The sequence below is a fragment of the Maribacter algae genome (genome assembly GCF_047345745.1).
Taxonomy (GTDB): Bacteria; Bacteroidota; Bacteroidia; order Flavobacteriales; family Flavobacteriaceae; genus Maribacter.
Genome location: NZ_JBLFES010000003.1, coordinates 659322 through 676925, shown reverse-complemented (window position 1 = coordinate 676925; position 17604 = coordinate 659322). Strand labels below are relative to the sequence as shown.

At 40.3% G+C, this 17604-nt stretch carries 14 protein-coding genes; 5 read left to right on the top strand and 9 right to left on the bottom strand.

Going from position 1 to position 17604, the window contains the following annotated elements; all coding sequences use genetic code 11:
• Positions 1-272: 272 nt before the first annotated feature.
• Positions 273-1340, top strand: coding sequence for a tyrosine-type recombinase/integrase (locus ACKWBX_RS14565; RefSeq protein WP_413969437.1), 1068 nt, complete (start codon positions 273-275; stop codon positions 1338-1340).
• A 4-nt stretch (positions 1341-1344) separates the two neighbouring features.
• Here the strand turns inward: ACKWBX_RS14565 and ACKWBX_RS14560 are convergent, their stop codons facing one another.
• On the bottom strand, positions 1345-1959 hold the full coding sequence (locus ACKWBX_RS14560; RefSeq protein ID WP_413969436.1) for a hypothetical protein: 615 nt from the start codon (positions 1957-1959) through the stop codon (positions 1345-1347).
• A complete protein-coding gene (gene dcm / locus ACKWBX_RS14555; protein ID WP_413969435.1) occupies positions 1959-3191 on the bottom strand; it encodes a DNA (cytosine-5-)-methyltransferase in 1233 nt (410 codons plus the stop codon). The genes ACKWBX_RS14560 and dcm overlap by 1 nt, the downstream gene beginning before the upstream one ends.
• 92 nt (positions 3192-3283) lie before the next feature.
• Here dcm and ACKWBX_RS14550 point away from each other — a divergent pair, with 92 nt between their 5' ends.
• Positions 3284-4477: a C40 family peptidase gene (locus tag ACKWBX_RS14550; RefSeq protein ID WP_413969434.1), complete on the top strand. Its 1194-nt coding sequence runs from the start codon at positions 3284-3286 to the stop codon at positions 4475-4477.
• Here the strand turns inward: ACKWBX_RS14550 and ACKWBX_RS14545 are convergent.
• From ACKWBX_RS14545 to ACKWBX_RS14520, 6 genes are all read right to left on the bottom strand, one after another.
• Positions 4474-4872, bottom strand: a complete 399-nt coding sequence (locus ACKWBX_RS14545; protein ID WP_413969433.1) for a response regulator — start codon at positions 4870-4872, stop codon at positions 4474-4476. The genes ACKWBX_RS14550 and ACKWBX_RS14545 overlap by 4 nt on opposite strands.
• 7 nt (positions 4873-4879) lie before the next feature.
• Positions 4880-8884 carry a chemotaxis protein CheB gene (locus tag ACKWBX_RS14540; protein WP_413969432.1) on the bottom strand — a complete coding sequence of 1335 codons (4005 nt, stop codon included), beginning with the start codon at positions 8882-8884 and terminating at the stop codon, positions 4880-4882.
• 94 nt (positions 8885-8978) lie between these two features.
• Positions 8979-10178: a hypothetical protein gene (locus tag ACKWBX_RS14535; RefSeq protein WP_413969431.1), complete on the bottom strand. Its 1200-nt coding sequence runs from the start codon at positions 10176-10178 to the stop codon at positions 8979-8981.
• A 49-nt stretch (positions 10179-10227) separates the two neighbouring features.
• The gene (locus ACKWBX_RS14530) at positions 10228-11091 is read right to left on the bottom strand and encodes a fructosamine kinase family protein (RefSeq protein WP_413969430.1); all 864 of its coding nucleotides are present in this window, start codon (positions 11089-11091) and stop codon (positions 10228-10230) included.
• Positions 11092-11199: 108 nt separating this feature from the next.
• On the bottom strand, positions 11200-13224 hold the full coding sequence (locus ACKWBX_RS14525) for a six-hairpin glycosidase-like protein (protein ID WP_413969429.1): 2025 nt from the start codon (positions 13222-13224) through the stop codon (positions 11200-11202).
• 9 nt (positions 13225-13233) lie between these two features.
• Positions 13234-14742 carry a S10 family peptidase gene (locus tag ACKWBX_RS14520; protein WP_413969428.1) on the bottom strand — a complete coding sequence of 503 codons (1509 nt, stop codon included), beginning with the start codon at positions 14740-14742 and terminating at the stop codon, positions 13234-13236.
• Between the two features lie 96 nt (positions 14743-14838).
• On the opposite strand from ACKWBX_RS14520, the gene ACKWBX_RS14515 reads away from it, so the two are divergent.
• Together ACKWBX_RS14515 and ACKWBX_RS14510 are read left to right on the top strand one after the other, a co-directional pair.
• Positions 14839-15021: a hypothetical protein gene (locus ACKWBX_RS14515; RefSeq protein WP_413969427.1), complete on the top strand. Its 183-nt coding sequence runs from the start codon at positions 14839-14841 to the stop codon at positions 15019-15021.
• The gene (locus ACKWBX_RS14510) at positions 15018-15737 is read left to right on the top strand and encodes a 3-keto-disaccharide hydrolase (RefSeq protein ID WP_413969426.1); all 720 of its coding nucleotides are present in this window, start codon (positions 15018-15020) and stop codon (positions 15735-15737) included. The genes ACKWBX_RS14515 and ACKWBX_RS14510 overlap by 4 nt, the downstream gene beginning before the upstream one ends.
• Here ACKWBX_RS14510 and ACKWBX_RS14505 read toward each other — a convergent pair.
• Positions 15731-16906 carry a cytochrome-c peroxidase gene (locus ACKWBX_RS14505; protein ID WP_413969449.1) on the bottom strand — a complete coding sequence of 392 codons (1176 nt, stop codon included), beginning with the start codon at positions 16904-16906 and terminating at the stop codon, positions 15731-15733. The genes ACKWBX_RS14510 and ACKWBX_RS14505 overlap by 7 nt on opposite strands.
• Positions 16907-16975: 69 nt before the next feature.
• Here ACKWBX_RS14505 and ACKWBX_RS14500 point away from each other — a divergent pair, with 69 nt between their 5' ends.
• Complete coding sequence (locus tag ACKWBX_RS14500; protein WP_413969425.1) at positions 16976-17563, top strand: DinB family protein; 588 nt, start codon at positions 16976-16978, stop codon at positions 17561-17563.
• The last annotated feature ends 41 nt before the right edge of the window (positions 17564-17604 follow it).

The window sequence follows — 17604 nt, the reverse complement described above, 5'->3', positions numbered from 1 at the left end:
AGAACAATTTCTCCCATCGCATATTTCAAATACTTTCCAGTTTTTCCTTCTGCAAGTAGATTTTGTCTAATTTTTCTAAAGAATTTTATCATTGGTTAGCGGTTGGTTATAATGAAGCACAACTCGTAAATAAGTCTGTATTTACGCTGTTTTTCTAAAAATACAAATTATTTGCTATTCCCATTAAAATATAGTGTTATACAAAACAACTGCTACATCATTCTATATAACATTTTAAGTATCTTTATCAAATTGTTATATAAAATACCTGTATGGATTTCGCACAATATATTTTTCAGCCAGCAACACATCGCAAAAAAAGAATAATTCTGATAAAATTTAAATACAACGAAGATCTTAAGTATAAATTGCGCAAAAGGTTTCCTTCCGTTAGATGGAGCGCAACTAAAAGAGCATGGTATTTACCAGATTTGCCCGTAGTTAGACAACAATTAAAAATGACCGCCAAAAACACCTCGGAAAGAAAATTGCAAAACATACATCCGGTGAATCGGCAAGCCTATAGCACAATGGAAAAGCAGTTGATGTTAAAAAAATACAGCCCCAATACAGTTCGCATTTATTTGGCGGAATTTCAACATCTACTGTTACTTCTTAATCACCATCAGGTGAACGATCTAACGCCCAAAAGGTTAAAGGATTATTTTCTTTATTGTGTAAAGATTGAAAAAATGGGGGAACGCAAGATGAATGGTAAAATCAATGCCATTAAATTCTATTTTGAACAGGTACTTCATCTTCCAAAAATGTTTTTTGATATTCCTCGCCCTAAAAAACCAATTACATTACCCAAAATGTTAAGCAAAGCTGAGGTAAAAAAACTTTTTAGGGTAACGACCAACTTAAAGCATAATATGGCATTACAATTGTGTTATGGCATGGGGCTCCGGGTATCTGAAGTGGTAAAGCTAAAGATTGTAGATGTAGACGGTCAGCGCATGGTTGTACACGTAAGGAGTGCCAAAGGCAAAAAAGACCGTTATGTGCCGCTACCGGTAAGTGTTCTGCCCAAACTAAGGGAATACTATAAACAGTTTCGTCCTAAAGAGTATCTTTTTGAGGGCCAATACGGTGGGCCTTATGCCAAATCCAGTTTACAACAAATGTTCAAGATGGCCATGAAAAAAGCGGGTATTCGTAAACAGATAGGAATTCACGGTCTTAGGCATTCATACGCAACACATTTACTGGAATCCGGGGCGGATATGCGCTTTATCCAAGAACTATTGGGGCATGAGTCCGTAAAGACTACGCAAATATATACCAAGGTTACCCCTAGAAGTCTTTCCAATATCAAAAGTCCATTGGACAGTTTATAGAATTTTACACTAAACGCTTTGCCAAACCTTGGTCCAAAAGAAAATCCAGCTTTAAAATAAGGTTTACGGGCTGCTCGGCCTTATTGTTTCTGGAAAAATAGAGATATCCTTCAGACTTGGTATCTAATTCGTTCAAGATGAGTTTGCCCTGTCGTTTTGGATGTTTGGCAACATAATCCTCAACGGTTTTCATACTTAGATTTCGACTTTTAAGAAAATCAAGTAGTTTTTGACGGTTGACCAATGTGATTTTACAGGAGGTGAAATACTGCGGCTCATCTTGATAAATTCCGGTAACCAGGCTATAGAATTGGGTCTTCTTCATAATATCAAAAAACCAGCCCTTTTTCAAGGTGTTTTTCTTGAGATAGCAGATTTCAAAAGCAAAAGTGGGCAAATCATCGTTGATATAATCTAACTGTGCTTTTTCATCAATATAAAATGTTTCCCCATCTCTTTTTCTATGAAATATCAAATCAATTCCCGCCATTTGTTTTTTTAGATCGGAAATCCTCTCAAAATCATACAGCTTTAAGTTTTTGGAGTAGCATGTATCCAAAAGCGGGGCAAGTAGTTGCTCTTTCCTAAGGTCATTATCAAAATTACTTTGTAGCGCCACTATTCTAAGGAAGATATAACGTTGTACAGTGCACTGCCTATTTTTTCTACCACACCGACCACCAAAGCATTTCCCATAAAAAAGGCACGTTTGGCATTCGAGATGCCTTCCAGTTGGGTATGGTTGTCCGGGAACATGTTTAGACGCTCCAATTCAACAGGGGTCAATCTTCGCAAACCGTTTTTGGTTTGCACTACATGTTTAAATCGGGATGGGGATTTTCCGCCTTCCCCGGTGATAATAGTGCGAGAGGCATTATCAAGGGCATCCGGAAAAATCATGGCGCCTTCGCTATAGTTGTAAGTATAGCCGTTTTTTGCGGTCCGCTGTTCTTTTTTGGACCCTTTTAGATATTCCCATTTTGGAAAATCCGCTTCGGAAATATAAAAATCGGCAGGAACATCTTGTTTTTGTAACACATCTTTTAGAACCGTTCGTTTACCATCAAAGCCAGGAAAGGTCTTTGCCGTAAAAACTTTGCCCTTTATAAATACGCCACTGTTTTCAAAAGGAGATATTTTTTCGTCCTTATTGAAATTATTGGAGAGCGAAACTAAATCTTCTTCTATGGAAAAGCACTGCTGTTTTTCCAAATTTTCATTCACTGGAAAAGCTTGTGCCAGAACACCTTTGTTTTGAACCCAATCCGTTGTTGCCGCTTTCATAAGCTTTTTATAGATAGGGGTAGAGGTATGATAACCCAAAAAGAACACGCGCCGTCTGCGTTGTGGCATACCGTATTCCGATGCGTTGATAACACGCCATTCTACCGCATAGCCCAGTTCATCCAAACTTTTTAGCATAATGGCAAAATCCCTTCCCCGTTGGGACGAGGGAGATTTTAAGAGACGGTCCACATTTTCCAGGAAAAGATATTTTGGGGGGTTTTTTTTCTCGGAAAGTATTCTGTGAATACTCCACCAAAGCACCCCTTTTTTGCCAATAAGCCCCTTTGAATTTTGTAATGTGGTGGCAACGGAATAATCTTGGCAGGGAAAGCCACCCACTAATATGTCCGCATCTGGAATATCCGCCGCGGCCACTTCGGAAATATCCTTATTGCTATGGTTTTCGGTTCCAAAACGGGCTTCGTACACCATAGATGCATGTTGGGTTTTTGTACTGGGCTCCCACTGGTTGCTCCAGACCACTTCATATTTTTGGGTCTGCTCCAGACCTAATCTAAAACCGCCTACCCCGGCAAAAAGTTCAAGAACGCTCAGTTTTTTCATCGGCTGCTAAATTAGCTAAATTATCATGTGCGCGAGGTAAGAAAATAATATCAAGTAAGGGTTATTCAGTATTTTTGATGAAAATGAAAGATATGTTTTTAGCACGAAAACACGTGGTATTTCTTATAGCGATGGTTGTATGGTTCGGTTGTAAGACCGATATCCCTAAGACCGAAGAAAATATAGTGCAGCCTTACATAGATTCAATTACTGCAGTATATGCCCCTGATAAAAGGGTCGCACTGTTTGAGATCGATGCCAAACCCTATGGCGAAAAATGGTTGTTGAAAGGGGAAACCAATCTTTCTGAAGCATTGGATATGTTGAAACAGAGACTAACGGCAAATAAAATCAAGTTTTTGGACAGCATACAACAACTGCCCCTAATTTCCCTGGGAGGCAAGGCCCAAGGTATAATTTCCAACTCGGTTTCCAATCTAAGAAGCCAACCGAAACATGCTGCGGAATTGGCCACACAAGCCACTTTGGGAACACCGGTAATGGTTTTAAAACAGGAGGGCGAGTGGTATTTGATACAGACGCCGGACGGTTATCTAGCGTGGGTAGACCATGGAGGTATTGCTTTGATGACTCCAAAAAGGTTTGGCGCTTGGCTACGATCGGATAAGATAATTTATACAAAAACATATGGGCACACCTATTCCGATCCAAAACAAAAGGAGCGTGTTTCCGATATTGTGGCAGGAAGCATATTGGAGGTGGTCGGAGAAACTGCAGACCACTATTTAGTGGGTTTTCCCGATGGAAGAAAAGCTTGTGTAGCCAAAAACGAGGCACAGCCCTATAGCGAGTGGCTAAATGCGCTAAAACCTACCGAAGATTCGTTGGTCAAAACTTCTAAAACCTTAATGGGTGTTCCCTATCTATGGGGCGGGACCTCAACCAAAGGCGTGGACTGTAGTGGTTTTACCAAAACCGTTTATTTTCTTAATGGGATGGTCATTCCCCGTGATGCTTCCCAACAGGTACATACTGGAAAGCCGATTGACTCCATAGGTAACTTTTCAAATTTAAAAAAGGGGGATTTATTGTTTTTTGGCCGAAAGGCAACGGATTCCACTGCTGAAAAAGTAGTACATGTAGGTATGTGGATCGGGAACAATGAATTTATTCATTCGTCGGAAAAGGTACGCATTAGCAGTATGGATGAACAGGCGGAAAATTATGATGCATTTAACAAGAACAGGTACCTGCGCACCAAACGGATGCTACATCAGGAAAAAGGATTGATCAATCTCTCCGAAGCGCGTTTGTTCAAAGATTAGGCCAATTTTTTAAAAAACTTGTTTAGAACCTCATGCACACGTTCTATGTTCAAGGGTTTTATCATAATGTCCGATATGGTATCCACGGTTTCTATTTTTTCTAGATCCAAAGGGCTTAAATCCGTAGTTAAAAGAATGATGATGGTTCGTTCTTTTTCCTCTCGTTTATTTTCCTCATATTTTTTTAAAAATTCCCAGGCATCCATGGTGGGCATGTTAATATCGATAAATATCAGTTCTGGGAAGATATTTGCGGTGTCGTCTAAATGGTCAAGCGCATCTTGGCCGTTTTGAAATGCGAGGATTTCCGAGGCACATCCAGCTTGGCCTATAAACTTTTTATGAATATAATTGGTCGCTGCATTATCGTCTATCAGCATTATTTTCTGCAACATATTGCTTCTATTTGGTATTTATCGTAAAAGAGAAGGTGCTTCCCTTACCAGGTTCGGAAGACACCCATATTTCTCCCTTGTGCAGGGATATGATTTTTTTACAGTGTGCCAGACCAATACCGGTACCTTCGTAATCCTCACTATTATGTAAGCGTTTAAAGACCTCGAATATTTTAGTTTGGTGTTCTTTTGGAATGCCTATTCCGTTATCCTTTAGCTCAAATAGGACAATGCCCCTATGCTCGGTAACTTTTAATACGATTTCAGGTGCCTTGTTAAGGGCCACAAATTTTATGGCATTACCTATTAAATTAAGAAAAAGAGAATGTAGCTCCATTTTATCTCCAGGAACTATAGGCATTTTGTCTATATGGAGCACGGCGTTTTGTTCTTCTATCCTTAATCTAAGATCGTTCAGCACATCTTTGATGACCTCGTTCAGATCAACTTTTTCAAAATCGCCGGTTTGTCCAATTTTTGAATAGGCCAAGATACTTTTTACAAGAGCGCCCATTCTGTTGGAAGCTTGCATGATAAAATCAATGTAGGTTTTGCTGTCCTCGTTCAGCGCATCTATGTTTTCATTTTTCAACAATGATATAAAATCATTTATAGTACGCAACGGCTCCTGTAGGTCATGACTGGCCACATAGGCAAAACGTTCCAATTGCTGATTACTTTCCTTTAATTTATCCTCGTAATTTTTCAACGAGGTGATATTTACATGGCTCCCGACCATACGGATCCCATTCCCTTTGGAATCCCATTCAATAACCTTACCCTTGCTCCAGACCCATACGATGGAGCCATCTTTATGGTAATACCTTACCTGATTGTCAAAAGGGACATCACCTTTACTATCAAGGTGAATATTAAAATTTTCCAAAACCGCGGGAAGATCGTCCGGATGTATGATACGTTGCCAGGATTCTGGCGTGTTTTCCATTTCATGGTCTTCGTAACCGAACATTTTTTTAAAGGTAGGGCTCAGGTATTCTGTATTTTCCTTGATGTTCCGATCAAAATATCCAGCCATGGTGCCTTCTAATACCTGCTCAAAAGCCTTGTTCTGTGCTATATATTTTTGTTCGGCATTATGCAATGCGGTAATATCCCTCCAACTACAAAGAATATAACTTGGGTCGCCTCTTTCGTTTAGAACCATAGCAGCATTGAGCCTCACTGGAATACGATTGCCGCTTTTCGTTTTTATCAGCCTAAAGGAATTTATGATTTCTCCCTTTTCCTTGACCAATTCTAAATCCTTGATGGATTGTGCTACAAATTTAGAATCTATGATTTCTGCCCTGGAGGTTCCGATCAAATCTTCTTTTTTATCGTAACCCAGTGTCTCGATCAGTTTATTGTTACAGTTAATGATATTACCTTTAAAGTCTATACTCAGAAACATATCGGGCGCATTGTCGTAAAGACTTCTGAATTCGACCTCGCTTGCGCGCAGTGCTTTCTCGACCTCTTTAAGCTCATTAATGTCCACAAAGCTTAGAACTACCCCGTCAATAGTTAGGTTTGTGTTGTAAAACGGAATCGTCTTTAAAAGGAACCAGTTGCCATCATTGTCCTGAACCTCGTTTTGTATATGTTTTCCGGTGGTTAGGGCTTCTTTCGCAATTTTTAGAATATTCAGGTCCGAATTTGAAAAATTTGAAGTAAAATGATTTAAGGGTCGTTGAATATCCGACTCCAATAAATTGAAATAATCCCTGAGCTTTGGAGTAAACTTTCTAATGCGCATTTTCCGGTCCAGGAAAATAGTCCCGATATCCGTACTTTTCAAAAGATTGTCCATATCCGCATTTATAGAGGCCAAATCCTCTACTTTCTGCTGTAATTCTGCATTTACGGTATGCAATTCTTCGTTCACGCTTTGTAACTCCTCATTGGTGCTCTGTAGTTCTTCGTTCGAGGCCAATAATTCTTCATTCGTAGCCTGTAATTCTTCGTTGCTGGTCTCTATTTCCTGTACAAGGTCCCTTAAATCCTGTTTGGTTTCTTTCAGCTCCGCTTCTAGCTCCGCTACGTGCAAATCATTAGAGCTATAATTGGTAAGCTCCAAAGCGGGAACATTGGCCTGATCCACATCTTGAGGAGCAAAGACCAATAAATAAAGAACATCTTCATCAGAGGGATTCAGCGAAAAAGAGGAGATGGATAGGTTTGCAATAAGATTAGACCCGTCTTTATTGAGATTAACATGTTGGCAACGAATTTTTTCCTCTCCGTTCTTCTTTATCTTTTTTACGGATCTGCTCACGATCGACGCCACATGTTCCGGTAACATTCTTAAGATACTGATGCTAAAACCGCGCTCCGGAAGACTTACATATTTTCCAAATTCTCCGTATGCATTTACGATTTTAAAGGTGTCGTCAAAAAAAACGGCGGCCACATCCAATTCTTCTGCCAAAGATGAACTCATGGCTTCCGATAATTTAGATTCCATTAATTTACGCTGGAGATTCAGGGAAGGCTCGGCACTTTTTAAGGTAATGTCCGGACTGTTCATGGGGTCGGCCCCTAATGTCTTGGACACCTGCGCGTTTTTGTAGATTTTCAGTTTGCGATTTACCTCTAACAACATTTTTCTATGGTCGCCAACGCTTTCGCTACTTCCCAAAATCAATATGGCATTTAATTTAAGGGAGTATTGCAGTACATCGAGGACTTTCTTTTGCGCACTTTGACGCATGTAAATAAGTAAATTTCTACAGATAGAAATATCCATTTTATTAAAAGGAGGGTCTTTTAATATGTTATGCTGGCTAAAAATTACCATCCTTCTAATATGCTCTCTTATCTGATAATCATCTCCTTTTCTGATAAAATTGGCATCTCTGCGTTTTTCGGAAATGTTAGCTATCATACTCTCTGTATATACCCCTTTACTTCCAATATCCAAATGCGTTTTTTCAATATCGGTAGCAAAGATTTTAATGGTGTTTGATTTTCCCTGTCTTTGGAGCTCCTCATTCAATAAAATGGCAAGACTATAAGCTTCTTGACCCGTACTTACACCTACGCACCATACTTTAATAATCTCTCCTTTGGTTTTGCCTTCAACGAGTTGGGGAATGATATCTTCCATTAGCAAATCCCAAACATCGGTATCCCTAAAAAAACTGGTCACACCAATGAGAAACTCTCTCGCCAGCACGTGTGATTCACTGGGATTTTCATAGATGAAATCCTTGTATTCGGCCAAGCTGTTCAATTTGTTGACCCCAATACGCCTTGCAACCCTTCTGATCAAAGTAGGACGTTTGTAATCCTCAAAGTCCATTGAAGTCAAATTATGGACATGATTTAGGATTTTCACGAGAACGTCTTCGTTTCTGGAAATTTTTTCCTCTAAAGAACCGCTTAATTTTGGATGCTCTATAAAATCCAATAATTCGCCGGGCAATTCTTCCACGGGTGCCACAATGTCTATCAACCCAGTATTAATGGCACTTTGGGGCATACCATCAAATTTTGCCTGTACCGGACTTTGCACCATGACCATTCCACCGGCTTCTTTGATAGCCCCTGCACCACTGGTGCCATCGCTTCCCGTACCACTAAGGATAATACCTATGGACTTTTCTTGACACTCTCTAGCAAGCGATGAAAATAATATATCTATGGGAAGGTTTAGTTCCCTTCCACTGGGTTTATTGGAGAGTATTAAGTGGCCGTCCCTTAAAGTCATGTTTTTTTTCGGAGGAATTAAATAGACCGTTCCGCTTTCAACCTCCATTTTATTTTTGACCTCCAATATGGGCAGTGCAGAGTTTTTGGAAAGTAACTCCGCCATTAAACTTTTATAATCCGGACTAAGATGTTGTACTACCACAAAACTATGCACACAATCCTCAGGTACCTCGTCAAAGAATGCTTTCAGCGTCTCTAGACCGCCGGCGCTGGTACCAATGCCTATTATGGAAAACGTTTTTTGGTTTTTAACTTTTGATGATTTAGTACTAGAAGGGTTGGTTTTAGGGTTGGCGGCCATTACTTAAAAGGAATTTTCGAACACTAAAAGTATTAAAAAACTGACATTTATTTTAATCTATAATTTGTTTTTTGAGAAAAGCTCACAATGTTTTTCATCGGTTTGGAGAGAAAGTTTTTAAAAGCTCAATGATTTGTTTACTGTACGCTAATTGTGCATCTGTAGTATTAGCGTTGAGGTTTGGACTGGTATTTTCGTATAAAAATGCAAAAACCCTATATCGTAACCGTTCGACCATTTTTTGGGTATAAACATCTCCGCTTATAGATTTCTTTTTTAATTTTTCAAATTCTTTTCTCCACCAACTGAGGTCCGTCTGATCCAAATCCTTAAAATCCGAAAAAATACGATCTATATACTTTTGGCTCAATAATTTTTCTTGGGCAATCGTTTTTTCATTGGATTTTACGGCCAGTTTATAATCTTTTGATTTTTGATGCTCTTTAAGCTGAAGCGAGATACTATCCAAGTTAAACATTGTAGAATAGCTCAATAAAATTCGCTCCAGCCCTTCCGTGGTTCTTAAATAGTTTTTTTCTTTTGTATCCTGCAACACCGTTGCATACTCTTCTTCATAGTAACCTTGAAGTTCTTCCCTTTTTAAAGGCTCAATGTTTCTTTTGTGAAGTTGTACGGCAATCCAATCGAACACTTTTTCCATTTCATCGGGCGGAGGCCAAGTATGGCTCCCATCATAAATAAACAAGGCATGTGTGAGGCCAATCGATTTTAAAAAAGGCTGTAGTCCCAACATTTCAGAATAATTCATATCCCGATTTCCGCAAATTCCAGCATAAAGAAACGTTCCTTCATAAGGCACCAGAGCAGGATTCGAGGATAGTCCGGCACCACAGGCAATAACGCCGGCAATACTATCGCTTGAAGCGGCAATGGTAGAAGCCAATCGGGAACCACCGGAAAATCCACTGAGAAATATTTGTTTTGAATCGATATTTACAATAGAAAATAAATAGTCAAATAGCCGTTCTGCAATGGGAATGTTACGGTTATATGGACCATTACGGGAGTTATTTGAACAGACCAGCACATAACCATATTTTTCGGACGCCAGTACAAAAGGCTCTATACCAATTCTTCCTCGGGCTGCAGGTTCAAAAATAAAAACAATGGGGGACGGTTCATTTGGATTATATTGAGTAGGCAGGTAAATCGCAAAGGTCTCCTTTGTATTGGGCACAGGTATGGAATCCAAGACCATACCCTTTTCAAAAGCAGTCTGCGACCATGAAAAACAGGAGGCGAATAAAAAAAGAAAAGCGACCAGAATCCTCATTGTAAATAATATAAAAGGTTCTTCTAAAGTTAGGGAATACAGGCTGTTTTTAGAAATATCGTTTCAGGGTTTCCAAAACCTGGTAATAGTAAGAATTTCCAAAAAGGTTTAAATGCACTAAAAGATAATATAGTTGATACAAATCCATACGTATTGATACACCGTTCTCCTTTGGAATTATATCATGATACGCTTCGTAAAAATTAGTATCAAACCCTCCGAACAAACGGGTCATGGCCAAATCTACCTCATGATGACCGTAATAAACGGAAGGGTCAATGAGATAGGGAGTGCTATCTGTGGAAATTACATAATTTCCGGACCATAAATCGCCATGTAGGAGCGAAGGAACAACTTCTGGAAAGTAGTTTTCAAATAGCTTGAGCCATTGTGATTCGCTTGGAATTTCAATTGGCAACAATCGGTTTTTATCACGGGCCAAACGGAGCTGCGGCAGTATTCTTTCTTTGGCAAAAAATAAGTTCCAATCGGTATTTGAAATATTGGACTGTGGCAAGCTCCCAATGAAGTTATCGGTTTTCCATCCAAACGTATTGGATTCTGAAAGCTCGTGCAGCATGGCCAATTGGTGACCTAAATGCTTCATATCAAATTTATCCGCTTTTTTTTGGGATATATATTCCATCAGCAACAAAGCCCCTTTTTCCAAAGGCTCATACAAAAGTACTTTGGGCGTTTTTATGGTTTTGGTACTTGCGATGGCTTCCAGACCCAGCTTCTCTTCTTGGAACATACGCTGCGCATAAGTTTCCGAATTTATTTTACAGAAAAAATGTTCGCCATCGGTTTCAAGTAGATATGCTTTTGAAATGTCGCCCCCGGAAATAGCCCTTGTTTTTTGGATTTTAGTACAAAGCAAGTATTCTAAATGAGCAATAAGTTCCTTGTTCATAACGATGACATCTTAGCGATCAGCTGCTAAAAAATAGGGCTTACTTAGAAGCTTATATAAAGAAAGCTCCGGATTTTTGTTTTTTCTTGGTGTAGAAACGAGTTCACCTTAAAAATGATAGAAAACGGGTTTATCAAGATTCGTTATTTGTTGTAATAGAATTATGCCATTGGCACTGTTCAATATTTTAACGAGCATTTTATCATCCTTTCGGTTTACTTCAATATCAAAATCCTTACCGAAAGCTTTAATATTTCTAAGGGCCATTTTATCCCATCCCTTGGGCAATCTTGGTTTTAAGGTAAAGCTGTTGAGCCCTGTAGGGTTCATTCCAAAAAGTCCTTCGATAAAAACACGGCAATACAATCCGCTTTCCGCGGATAGATGGGCCATACCGCCTTCCGGATATGCTTCTACGACATAGGGTACTCGGTTGCCCAACAAGCGCTCTTGGGAAAAAGATTCTAGCTTGTCCAATGAAATTTCAGTGGCTCCTGCAATAAAAGTACCACGCAACGCGTACAAGGTTCCCCTGTCCCAAAAAATTTCCGATACGGACTTATTTGGATTGTTTTTTTCCACGTGTACACCTCCTTTTCCGGACCACAACCGGTCAAAAAGAGCAGTAATCGTATCGTCTTTTCTGTCATCTATCCCTACCACCAAGGGCAAGCAAATCCAGTGCCGCAAGGTCTTATGCCCATCATAATAACGGTAAGTTTCCAAACCTTCTATAGTGGCACCAAAATAGTTTTCAATAGCTTTTTCAAGATTTTTGGCCTGTTTGCGATATTGTTTGAAAACCGATCTGGATTTCCCCAAAGCATTGGTTAAGTCCATGGCGTAGTTCAAAGCGCCGTAGTATAAGGATGAAGTTGAGAGGTTGGCCTTACCTGTTTCTATTCGTCCTTCCATCTCGTCCGATTCCGATAGGACCACTCCTTCACTATTTAGTTGCCTGTTGCAATATTCCAAACACCAACTTATAAGGGACCAGAGCTCTTCCGCTATTTTCTTGTCGCCCGTGGCCAATGCATATTGGCTGGCCCCGTAAGCGATCATGGCCGCGTCACCACGATCTAAAGGGCTCGGCGGTGGCAAGCCTTCCACTTCGAAGGCATAAGGCAATTTTGTGTATTCCGGATTAATTTTCTGTGCAAAGGCCCTGTACATATTCATAGCGGAAGCATGCCCGATCTCATAGCCCAAATACGGAAAAAACGGACTCACATATTCTGCCTGGTCATTGGCCCAAATACCTACGTAATATCGCCCGCCTCCGGGAGAATGAATCAATCCTAATTTTGATTCAAAAATACTTTCGGAAGCTCTCGTCTTTGAAAATTCGAAAAGGGTATTCAAAACTGGATTTGGTGTCTCCAATTGTAAAGAACCGGATAGCTGTTGTAGAAATGCTTGGCGCTCTGCAAGGACTTCCTCCATGGTTTTGGAAGGTGGTTTTTCATCGTTCAACACCGCCATGATTTCAACGGAAAAAGAAATCGATTCTCTGGGTTCTAAAGTTATTGTTTCTGGCGCATTTGACGTTACAATTGTTTTAAAAGTGCCATCCGCACCAAAATCCTCATATTCCGAATAGGTGTTTGCAGACACCAAGCGCACTGTTTCATCTGTTGTATTTGTTAATCGAAGCCGTTCTAAAAAAAGACGTTCGCTCATGGAAGGCAAAAAACTTCGCTCCAAAATAATCCCCGATTTTGACGGATAGTGTTCAAAATGCAACATCCCATCAATAGAAATATTCTTAAGCGTTCCGGGGGCAAATTGTTTTTCGCCCAGAAACAATTGTGGCAAAATAGCATCGGTATGGGTGTTTTTTAAATAAGATCGGTATACAAACCAATCTGGGTCGTTTTCTTTGATGAACGGATGTAGTTGTGGAAAAAAAACTTCTCGCTCAACAGAAAGATTTCCCAAAGAATCAATGGTATAACTAACAATTCCGGCCACTCGTTTACCGGCCATTTCAATATTGTCCGAATACCTTTTGGGATCGGTTTCGGAAAACTCCCTTTGAATTTCGTTTTTAGATATGATTTTCCATTGATTTTCTTGGGCCGTCAAAAAAACGGCAAAAAAGAGAAAAACAAATATCGATAGTGTCTTTTTCATATGTTGATGCTAATTTTGGGTCAGAAATTCACGGATATCGGACGACAGTTTTATCAAATCCGGCTGGTGGGTGTACATCATGTGCCCTCCTTCGTAATAGGTCATTTTAACCCGGTCTTTTACAATGCCGTTTCTGGCGAAGGTATATTCGGCATCAAAGAACGGAGTAATCAAGTCATAGTAACCGCTGGCCACCAAAACTTTCATAGCCGTATTCCTTCTCATGGCCTCGCCCAATGAACCAGCTGTATTAACGGGGGTAGGCTCCCAATAACTTTCGTCCGGAACAGTACGCCAACGCCATTTTTGACCAATTTTGCTATTGCTGGTCAAGTAGGGCCTATCCATCTCAACTTTTAAGACGGAAGCATAATAATGATTTAAAGCTGCGGTATAGGCAGCACCAATTTGATAGCTTGCCGGATCACCAAGCGTTGGGCGATCGGCTACATCATCATACTCGTCCCCCATAAAACGCCCGTCCAACCGCCCTATAGTAAGGCCTTTATCGTATAGCAATTGTTTTTGAAATCGAGGCATCAAGACCCGAAGGTCGGATTGTAGAATATAGTTCTTTTTTAATCCGGTAAAATAGGCCAGCTTTTCCGCTATTTCGTTTCTCTCCGCCGTATTAATACCATTGCCCTTGTAAAGTGCCGGCACGTATTGGTTATAGGTAAAATCACGACATTCTTCTACAAATGCTTCCAGCGTTTTTCCTTGACCTGCTTTTTTATGATACCATGCCGTGGCGGCCATGGAAGGCAAATATGTAATATAGGACGTTACATTATGATGTGTGGAGGTAGATCCTGCATAATCCAACGCTTGGGAGATGAGAATTAACCCGTTCAGTGCCATATTCTGACCGTTGCCTTCCAGTTGTTTGGCTACTTCTGCCGCCCTGGTCGTGCCAAAACTTTCTCCAGCAAGGTATTTAGGTGACATCCACCGTTTATTTTGGGTAATCCAAGTTCTGATGAATTGGGATACCGATTTGGCATCTTCCATCAATCCCCAATAGTCTTTTTCTTTTCCCTTTCCGATGACGCGACTATATCCCGTGCCCACGGGGTCAATAAATACCATATCGGTAAGGTCCAACAACCCGTTTTCATTTTTCTTTAAAGTATATGGCGCAGCACCGTCGTCCTTCTTCGCATCGGTATCCACTTGGACCAACTGGGGTCCAAAAAGTCCCATGTGCAACCATACCGAAGCAGAGCCGGGACCACCATTAAAAATAAACGTCACCGACCTTTTGGCGGAGTTGCCATCCGTCTTCTTTACATAGGAAACGGACCAAAAGGAAGCCACAGAATCCCCTTTCATGTTGGTAAGATAGGTTTCTTTCGCAGTAGCGGTATAGGGTATGGATTTACCCCCGAACGTACCTTGATAATAGGTTACAAAAGACTTGGCCGGCGGTATTGGTTTTGGTGCTTCCTCTTTTTTGTCTTGGGCCACGGTGAACACACCCGAAAGCAGAAGTACTAAAAAGATGTAATTTTTACTCATTTGTATAGAATTTTTCCTGTGGGGCTGTTTGTTTCGCTAAGCTTAAATGTAGTAAATAAATAGCTATATTTAGAATAACCAAACAACACCTAAGCCATGGCTCCATTTCTTAAAAATGACTATCCTGGACAGTTGCTTCTGATTATTCTGCTTTGTTCGGCCACATTATTTCTTAGCAGTTGCGGTACGGCAAAAGTGAACACGACCGAAAGCCAATGGACAAACTTGTTTAATGGAGAAAACTTGGATGGACGGTCAAAATACACCATTATGATTTGAACGACAATCACGGCGACACGTTCAGGGTGGAAGACGGTATTTTAAAAGTACGTTATGACCAGTATAAGGGAGATTACAATGACCGTTTTGGGCACTTGTATTATGATAGGCCCTATTCCTATTTTCATCTGAGTATGGAATATCATTTTGTAGGGGAAATGCATCCCGGAGCTCCGGTTTTTGTAGAAAAGAACAGTGGGGTAATGTTCCACTCGGAAGACCCAAGGAAAATGTTGAAAGAACAAAACTGGCCCATTTCCGTAGAGATGCAGTTTCTTGGCGGCATCAATGAAGGTGAGCCAAGACCTACTGGAAACATGTGCTCTCCGGGTACCGATGTTGTTTATCAAGGAAAAATAGACCCTAGACATTGTATCAAATCAACCTCTAAAACCTATTATGGGGAGCAATGGGTAAAGGCCGATGTAATTGTTTATGGAGATTCTCTGGTAAAGCATATCGTAAACGATAAGGTGGTCCTGGAGTACACCCAACCTCAAATTGGCCGTACAGGCGTGGTTAAAGGAGGCCGTCCGGAGATGGAAGATAAAAGCGGAGTACTTTTAAAGGAAGGTTTTATCGCTTTACAAAGCGAAGGCCAACCTGTAGATTTTAGAAACGTGAGAATTAAAAATCTGGAAGGGTGCAAGGATCCAAAGGCTAAAAATTATAAATCCTATTATGTGAAGTCCAACGATGAGCGCTGTACTTACTGAATATTTCCTGCAACGGAGAGTCCACTCGGAACGGATTCCGGAATTTCCTTGTCAAAATCACTATCGTTCAAGGTATTGAGGAAAGAAATAATCTGGGACATTTCTTTAACGCTTAATTTCAAATCTAACGCTAACGGGTCCAGCTTTTCTTTTGGAACCAAAGGGTTTCTCGACTTTTTAAAAGTGATGTCCTCGTAAAACTCCAATACCTGTTTTAAATCCGTAAAAGTACCATTGTGCATGTAAGGAGCGGTGAAACGCAAGTTTCTTAAAGACGGTGTTCTAAAAGCAAAAGTGTCTTGAATGCCACCATCTGGGACAGATAGTTTTTTATTTTCGGGAACCCCAAGTACATGCGGTTTGTAATCCGAAAACATGGGCCCATTATGACATTGGGCGCAACCCACGGATTTAAAGAGTTTAAAACCCTCTTTTTCGGCCATGGAAATAGCATCGTCGTCTCCTCGCATATATTGGTCAAACCTTGAATTATTGGCCACTAGCGTCCTTTCAAAGGCAGCAATGGCTTTAGAAACATTTTCAATAGTGACCCCATCCGCAAAAGCCTCCGCAAAAAGCGACTCATATTCCGCAATAGCTTTTAGTCGATCAACTATCTCGTCTAAAATTTCCGTTTCGGAAAAATCGTGTCCGCGCATTTCTTCAAAGGCTTTCAAAGGCTCCAAGGCTTGTTTTTCCAAACTTTCCGCTCTTAGATCCCAAAACATGGGTGCCTTTTTCGCATTATAGGCATTTTGAATGCTTATCCCGTTGAACGCGGTGTTCAATACCGTATGGGCGTTTCGTTTTACAAAGGGAATGTCATTGGGACTTTTAAAGGTGCGCTGGCTGGCAAAGCCTTTTCCGTTCACACCGATGGAGATATCCAAAAATTCGGCATAGCCATTATTTGGATGATGGCAAGTAGCACAGGCCACATCTCTATTACCGGAGAGGATGGGGTCATAAAAAAGCAATTTGCCCAGTTTTTCTTTTTCCGGGGTAGAAGGGTTGTTTTTTGGCGACAGCACATTTTGAGGTAGCGCGGAAAAATTCTCCGTGATTTCCATGGAGTTTCGTTTCGCTATTTTTTCGTCAGGGCTGTCTTTACAACTCCCCAAGATCAATAGAGACATAATCCAAGACCAATGATAGTTTCTGCCCAACATCTTGCTCAAAGGTAATTTTTTATAAATAATGACATGGTGATGGCAAATCGGTATAACTGTTATCCGATTTTGAATTTATTATCTTCGGCCGCTGAGACCAGATTGGAAAAGTACGCCGCAGGAACTAAATATATAATAGCCGTTAACTACAGACTGAAAATAAAACACAAAGCAAAAGAACGATTAATGAATTCAATCGAAATCATCATATTAAACTTTTCTGAAATTAGAAGAAGAAGTATAAAATTATGGAGCGGAATTCCAAATGAATATCTAAATTGGAAACCTGACGAAGAAGCCTTCACGGTCATTGAAATGATTAGACATGTTTTAGAAGGCGAGCATTTGTTCCATAAAATAATTAATAATAGAGGAAATCTGGGCAATTATCGGTCACCTTGGACCGGACTGATATATACGGACTTGAAGAACGAACTCGAATTTTCCGAAAAATATCGGACAGAATTTTTAGGTATGATAAAAGGACTCGAAGAGGCGGATTTAGAAAACGTAAGGATTGAGCGAAAAGAAGTTGGACAAAGCAAAAAACTTGGGGATTATCTGAACCGAATCGCATACCACGAATCTGTTCATACAGGTCATATGCTAGATTATTTAAGAACAATAGGAATTGAACGGCCTAACATATGGGATTGAAGAAAAACCTGTGTATCTAGAACTATTTATTATTATCTACC

Bases quoted from the DNA above. Each gene is read 5' to 3' on its own strand.
- ACKWBX_RS14565 (WP_413969437.1), top strand. From the start codon at position 273: ATGGATTTCGCACAATATATTTTTCAGCCAGCAACACATCGCAAAAAA.
- dcm (WP_413969435.1), bottom strand. From the start codon at position 3,191: ATGAAAAAACTGAGCGTTCTTGAACTTTTTGCCGGGGTAGGCGGTTTT.
- ACKWBX_RS14550 (WP_413969434.1), top strand. From the start codon at position 3,284: ATGTTTTTAGCACGAAAACACGTGGTATTTCTTATAGCGATGGTTGTA.
- ACKWBX_RS14545 (WP_413969433.1), bottom strand. From the start codon at position 4,872: ATGTTGCAGAAAATAATGCTGATAGACGATAATGCAGCGACCAATTAT.
- ACKWBX_RS14540 (WP_413969432.1), bottom strand. From the start codon at position 8,884: ATGGCCGCCAACCCTAAAACCAACCCTTCTAGTACTAAATCATCAAAA.
- ACKWBX_RS14535 (WP_413969431.1), bottom strand. From the start codon at position 10,178: ATGAGGATTCTGGTCGCTTTTCTTTTTTTATTCGCCTCCTGTTTTTCA.
- ACKWBX_RS14530 (WP_413969430.1), bottom strand. From the start codon at position 11,091: ATGAACAAGGAACTTATTGCTCATTTAGAATACTTGCTTTGTACTAAA.
- ACKWBX_RS14525 (WP_413969429.1), bottom strand. From the start codon at position 13,224: ATGAAAAAGACACTATCGATATTTGTTTTTCTCTTTTTTGCCGTTTTT.
- ACKWBX_RS14520 (WP_413969428.1), bottom strand. From the start codon at position 14,742: ATGAGTAAAAATTACATCTTTTTAGTACTTCTGCTTTCGGGTGTGTTC.
- ACKWBX_RS14515 (WP_413969427.1), top strand. From the start codon at position 14,839: ATGGCTCCATTTCTTAAAAATGACTATCCTGGACAGTTGCTTCTGATT.
- ACKWBX_RS14505 (WP_413969449.1), bottom strand. From the start codon at position 16,906: ATGTTGGGCAGAAACTATCATTGGTCTTGGATTATGTCTCTATTGATC.